The organism is Kitasatospora sp. NPDC096128, assembly GCF_040303105.1.
Taxonomy (GTDB): Bacteria; Actinomycetota; Actinomycetes; order Streptomycetales; family Streptomycetaceae; genus Kitasatospora.
Genome location: NZ_JBEOSP010000103.1, coordinates 1 through 5,500 on the forward strand (window position 1 = coordinate 1; position 5,500 = coordinate 5,500).

The window sequence follows — 5,500 nt, forward strand, 5'->3', positions numbered from 1 at the left end:
GGAGGACCCGCTCGCACCGGACCACGTCCAACTCGCCGTCCGGCAGCGGCAGGGCGAGGGCATCGCCGTCGAGGAAGCGGGCCGGACTGCCGGCCGCGAAGCTGGCGCGGCGGTGCGGGCCGGTGGTCGGAGTGGACAGCTCGGCCGAGATGGTGGCGCGGGCACGGGCTTCGCACCCCGAACCGGCCTTCCTGGAAGGGGACTCCCTGACAGCGATCACGGCGGCTCGTTCCATGGGGGGTGCTCCGGTCGTGCTGGATGGGCTGTTGGCGGCCAGGCGGCGTATGTGAGGAACCCGGAGTGCTCTCCGGTGAATGCGAACCCGGCCTTCAAGAGGACGCTGCCGGAGGCGGGATTGTCCGGGTGGTGTTTGGCTCGGACCTCTGGTAGCCCGAGACGGCCGAAAGCCAGTGCCAGGAGCTGGCGGACACCCTCCGTTGCGTAGCCCTGGCCCCAGGCGTCTTCACGCAGGATGTAGCTGATGGTGGCCACCGGGCGGCCACGGTTCAGCTTGACCACTCCGAGGAGATCACCGTCAACGGCGAGCCCGAGGACGTAGAGCGTGCGGGGCGACTGTGTTGCGGAAGCGGCAGCGTCGCGCACACGGCAACGGGCTTCGGGGGCATCCATGGCGGCCCGACCCAGGTATTTGGTCGACTCCGCGCTGTAGATCCGCAGCAGGGCCCCGGCGTCCTCGGGACTCAGCTCACGCAGTTCGATCACCCGTCCACCACTTGGATCAGCTTGACCAATTCGGCTGCGGTCGGCCGGTCGTCGGGGGCGGCCAGCAGGACGTAGCGCAACCGGGCTTGGAGGCCGGGCCAGGGCATCGCGGTGGAGATCGGGATCGCCTGGTGAGCGATAGTCTTGCGGATCTCCTCCAGCGGCGTTTCCTTTCCAAGGCCGGCGGTCTCGTAGTCCAGCGGCCACTTGCCCGTGGCACAGGTCCACAGGGTTCCGGCCAGGGCGTAGACATCGGCTGGCTGTGTGGTCTCGACCGGTTGGGGACCGTTGATGATCCGGGCGGCCAGCTCGGGCGCGGTGAGGTGGATCATCGTGCCGTCGAATGTCGTCCACGGCGTGGTGTCGATCTGCCGGGACCACGCGAAGTCGAGAAGACGGACACCCTGTTCGGTGTGGATGCCGTGCTGGGGCTGGAGGTCCCCGTGCACCCACCCCGCCTCGTGCAGGTCGGCTACGGCACGGCATAGGCCGACCGCAGCAGCGAGGGCTTGGGCCTTCCTGTCTTCGCCTTTGCGTACTGGGCGGAAGGTGTCCCAGGTGGACGGCCCGGCCAGCCACGGGGTGACGTACCAGACGCCGTCAGCGAAGCGGCCGGCCGTCACGGTGTAGCCGGGAAGCTGGTCCAGCACAGCAGCCTCGCGGGCGGTGACCTCGGCAGCGTCGCCGGTGCCGAGCTTGATGCTCACCGCACCCTGCGGGCCGCTGGCCTTCCACACCGCCGAGCCACGCCGGTTGCTAATCTCCTCCAGCTCGAACGGCCCACAGATGCCCTCCGCGACCGTCAGCGCCTCTGCGGCCTCGGAAGTGAACTCACCCATTCTCGTACTGCCTTCCACTCGCAAGGAATGTGCTCGAAGACGTCCCGGCCGTCGTCGGCCGCCACGGAAAGCGCCGTGGCGAGGTCGGGCGTTGCCTCCAGGAATTTCGGGTCCAGCGGCCGGACGCCCGCCCGCACCGGGAGGAACGAAAACGGCGGCGGCGGGATGCTCTGGCCATGCCGGCCGGTCTCGACGGCGGCCTGGGTGAACTTGCCGAACATGACCCCGACCGGGGCGTAAAGGTGCTTCAACGCCCAGTGCGGCCAGGCCATAAGCTCCCGGTGGTCGGCATCTTCGCAGTGCCCGATCAGCACCACGTTTTCACACGCGAGAACACCGTTCGGTCGTGCCATCAGCGGGCGGACCCATTCGGCGGCCTGGACTCCGGCGTAGAACAACTCGGCCTCCACGGCGTACTGGTGGCTGCCCGGGGTGATCTCGTAGACGGTCCAGCCGGTCATGCCCCGCGAGGTGGACGGCCGCAGGAACGGGCAGTGCTCGTGCAGCACTGCGAGGTAGTCGTTCACGTCGATGCTGACGGGCTTCTCCGTCCGCGCCTCGGTGAGGCGGAGCGCCCCGGCGGTCGGCCGGGACGCTCCGTCGCATGGTGCGGCGATCACCGGATGGTCTTCTCCGGGGCCGTCAGGCCGTCGTCGCCGTCGCCGCCGCCGGCGGGCGAGCAGTCCCACTCGGCGAGGACCTCGCCCGTGTCACGGTAGCGGGCCAGCGCCTCGGTGTTGACCGTGCCGTGGGCGTCGGTGAACCAGATCTCCGGCAGGGGACCGTACGCCTCCTCGTACGCACTCACCCAGGCGATGTGGCCGGTGCCCGCGCTCTCGACGTGGGCCAGCTTGCGGCCGGCGTGCCGGAGGGCGAAGGCGTCGTGCGCGGCCGGGTCCGCGACCAGGCCGTGCCACGCCGCGTCGATCGCAGCCGAGAACATTTCGGGCGCGGTCTGACCCGCGTCGATCCGGCGCGCCGTGATCGCGAAGAACTTGCCCAGCTCGTCCAGCTCGATGCTGGGCTTGATGGTGGCGGTGCTCACGTGCCTCTCCAATCAGGTTGGCTCTGCCTGCCCGGGTACGAGCGAGCAGTGGTGCGTGGTGGTGCAGGCCCGGCCCGTCAGACCCTTTCGACGGGCCGGGAGACTGTGGGCGCCCGAAGGCGCGGGTGCTAGAAGCGCCCGGAGGCGATGAGCGCGGTTGCTACCGCCATCAGCACGAACAGCGAAAGCGTGTGGGCGACGGCGACCGGTACCGGGGTGGGGACGCCGCGTGCGGCTTGCTCGGCCGCCTCGCGGTACTCGTCCTGATCGTCCATGGCGTGCCTACGCCGGCCGCTGGTCGAGCGCGGCCCGCAGGGCGGCGCGGTGGTGGGGCCTGCGGGCGCGGGCAATGCAGTCGTCGCAGATCGCGTGACAGGTGCCCTGGGTCTCACCGGGGGCCTGGAGCGTGCTGCCCGCACAGACCAGCGTGTCCTGATGGCAGCCCCAGCAGGTACCCGGCGGTAGCCGTCGGCCGGTCCATGACCATCCCTTCGCCCGTGATTTGGACGGGAGCAGCGGGGTGCTCAATCCGCGGCCTCCAACTCGGGATTGCGTCTCGCCATCGGTCTGTCCTCCTTCGCCGTGGCGGTGGGGGTGCGGGATAGACCGTAGGAGTTTCAGTCAGACGCTCTCCAGAAAGTTGCACGCAGTTGCACAGCAGTCACCCGAGAGAGTCAATCGCCTCTGTGATCAGGGCACGAGCGGCTGCGCCGTGCACGGCATCTGCGGACAGTTCCCCGAACCGGCTGACGTACATGGCCACTTCGGAGGGCTGCGTGATCTGGAGGTATCCGGAGACGAGTTCGACGTTGACCTGCGACGAGTCGTAGAGCGAGAACGCTTCGACGTGCATCGAGTGGCGCAGATAGCCCCTCGGGACGATCCCCAGACTCACGTTCGTCAGGGAGGCGACGGCGATCAGGTGGGCAAGCTGGCCGGCGGCTACCTCCGTGCCGCCGAGGCCGTGGTACAGGCATGCCTCTTCGATGATGAAGCCGAAGGTCTTCCCGTGGTCTCTCAGGATCTCCTGTCGCTCCATACGCACCTGCACGGCCTCCTCCACGTCGTCCACGGCAACCCGACGACGTTGGGTGGCTCGGAGTACCGAGCGGGTGTAGTCCCGGGTTTGGAGGAGCCCGTGCAGGATGCCAGGTGTGTACGCCCGGAACCGCGTGGTTCGCTCGTACAACGGCAGGACCATCTCTTGGGCGCGCTTGAGCCCGCTTCGCTCCATGCGTCGCCACTCGGTGAACATGGTTTCCACCGAGCGGAGGGAAGCCACCAGGTCCGCGGCCTGGTCGTCCGCTCCACAGGCCCGGCACCAATCCCTGATGTCCTGTTCGGACGGTGCGGTGATCGCGTTCTCGATGCGGGAGCACTTCGACTTGCTCCAACCGCAGGCGAGCGCGAGAGCAGGCCCGGTGAGTCCGGAGTCCTTACGGATCTCCTTAAGCCGCTCGGCTAGAGCCTTCCGGGCCTGCTGAACGCTCGACGAGCGAGAAGTGCGCATCTCGTTCGGTTACTTGAGCACGTAGCCCTCGTGCGGAGTCGCCCTATGCCAAACGGTCTCGAAGGCGTTCTTCACGAGCTGAACGACGGCAGGTTCGGTGCTCCACTCACGGTCCACCACATCCCCGTCACCCGAGAAGAAGGTGAACATGATCTTGGAGTCATCGAACATCCACAGGTCAGTTCCGGGCAGAGCAATGTCTGCCGCCAGCCGGCGCGGAAGCCAGCGAACCTGCTCGCCGATGGCCACATTCAGGAACGTCACGTGGTGCTCGTAGCGGATGTACTCCGTGACCGGCTCGGAGACGATCCGAGCGCGACGCATGACCACGCCACGGATAATCGCCTCTCCGGCGAACTGGGTCCAGTTCTGGAACCACTCCGGCCGGTCGTCCGGGTTGTAGCGAAGACCCTCCCGATAGCGCTGGAACTGAGGGTCGTTCGGCGTGTAGTTGTCGCGCATCTCCAGGTGCACGGCAGAGAACTTGGCCTCTGCCATGGCCGTGGCGATCGGGTTGGCCACGCTACTCCTTACTCGTCCTCTTGAGCGGCCAGCCTTGCGGCGAGGTCCACGATGAACTTGATCATCTCTTCCGGGAGGCGGATCACGGTCTCGTGGTCAGGCACGTCAGTCGAGTGACCGGGGACCGAACCAACCTCCTTGCAACGGCTCAAGTCCTCATCGCTGGCCTTGTAGGACTGGATGAGCAGGTCGCCGTTCTCCGGGTCACGCCAGATCGTCGGCGAGTCGACCTCTGGCGTGTTGGAGATGATCCCGATGAACTCTAGAGGCTCCACGATGCTCCCTGGGACTCTGGTTCCGCGTAGTTGCACAACCGATGGGCCCATCCTGGCCCGTATACGACCGGCCTGTCAGGCACTTCCTGACGAACCGCCAGCTCGGCGACAGCGAGTCTAGAGAGCGCGCAAGTGGTCATCGGGATAAGGGGAGATCTCCGTTCACCCTGCTGCTCGACAGATGTTGGGCCGTAGATAGGGGCAGTCAGGCTCAGCCTGCACCCAAGCCCCGGCCGCACGGTGAGCACCAGTCGGACGGGACGGTGTTGCGTTCGGGGACTGCGGCCCGCTGGGCGGAGGCGACTCGGCCGAGAGCGGCATCGTCCGATGCGAAGCGGGCGCACGGGGTGGCAGATGTTCCTCGACAACGGAAGGGTCCGCTCCATGGCCGGCGATGGTACGTCACGACAGGAAGTCGGCCGGGCCGACTTCCTGTGCGGGCGACCTCAGCTGACGATCAGACCGGCCGGTGGGCGATGGCGGCGAACATCGTCACCGAGAGGTGGAAGGCGCGCTGCTCGGCGGCGGTGGTGAGTTCGGCGTACAGGTCGTCGCGCTGCTCCTCGGTGAGCAGCCCGCGGGCGAC

The 5,500-nt window shown here is 67.6% G+C and carries 8 protein-coding genes and 1 pseudogene; all 9 read right to left on the bottom strand.

Annotated features, from left to right (window positions below; all coding sequences use genetic code 11):
* Nucleotides 1-220: pseudogene (locus ABTY61_RS41575) on the bottom strand (hypothetical protein); the annotation flags it as partial.
* Nucleotides 217-723, bottom strand: coding sequence for a GNAT family N-acetyltransferase (locus tag ABTY61_RS41580; protein ID WP_350510451.1), 507 nt, complete (start codon nt 721-723; stop codon nt 217-219). The pseudogene ABTY61_RS41575 and the gene ABTY61_RS41580, both read right to left, overlap by 4 nt.
* Nucleotides 720-1,562: a protein kinase domain-containing protein gene (locus tag ABTY61_RS41585; RefSeq protein WP_350510452.1), complete on the bottom strand. Its 843-nt coding sequence runs from the start codon at nt 1,560-1,562 to the stop codon at nt 720-722. The genes ABTY61_RS41580 and ABTY61_RS41585 overlap by 4 nt, the downstream gene beginning before the upstream one ends.
* A complete protein-coding gene (locus ABTY61_RS41590) occupies nt 1,526-2,182 on the bottom strand; it encodes a hypothetical protein (protein WP_350510453.1) in 657 nt (218 codons plus the stop codon). Before ABTY61_RS41590 ends, ABTY61_RS41585 begins: the two co-directional genes overlap by 37 nt.
* Nucleotides 2,179-2,607 carry a hypothetical protein gene (locus tag ABTY61_RS41595; protein ID WP_350510454.1) on the bottom strand — a complete coding sequence of 143 codons (429 nt, stop codon included), beginning with the start codon at nt 2,605-2,607 and terminating at the stop codon, nt 2,179-2,181. Before ABTY61_RS41595 ends, ABTY61_RS41590 begins: the two co-directional genes overlap by 4 nt.
* 128 nt (nt 2,608-2,735) lie before the next feature.
* Nucleotides 2,736-2,882 (bottom strand): hypothetical protein, encoded by a 147-nt coding sequence (locus ABTY61_RS41600; protein ID WP_350510455.1) that lies wholly within the window; start codon nt 2,880-2,882, stop codon nt 2,736-2,738.
* Nucleotides 2,883-3,268: 386 nt separating this feature from the next.
* Entirely contained in the window at nt 3,269-4,117 is an 849-nt protein-coding gene (locus tag ABTY61_RS41605; protein WP_350510456.1) for a helix-turn-helix domain-containing protein, read from the bottom strand.
* A 9-nt stretch (nt 4,118-4,126) separates the two neighbouring features.
* Nucleotides 4,127-4,639, bottom strand: coding sequence for a DUF6879 family protein (locus tag ABTY61_RS41610; RefSeq protein ID WP_350510457.1), 513 nt, complete (start codon nt 4,637-4,639; stop codon nt 4,127-4,129).
* An 8-nt stretch (nt 4,640-4,647) separates the two neighbouring features.
* On the bottom strand, nt 4,648-4,914 hold the full coding sequence (locus ABTY61_RS41615) for a hypothetical protein (RefSeq protein WP_350510458.1): 267 nt from the start codon (nt 4,912-4,914) through the stop codon (nt 4,648-4,650).
* Nucleotides 4,915-5,500: the final 586 nt, after the last annotated feature.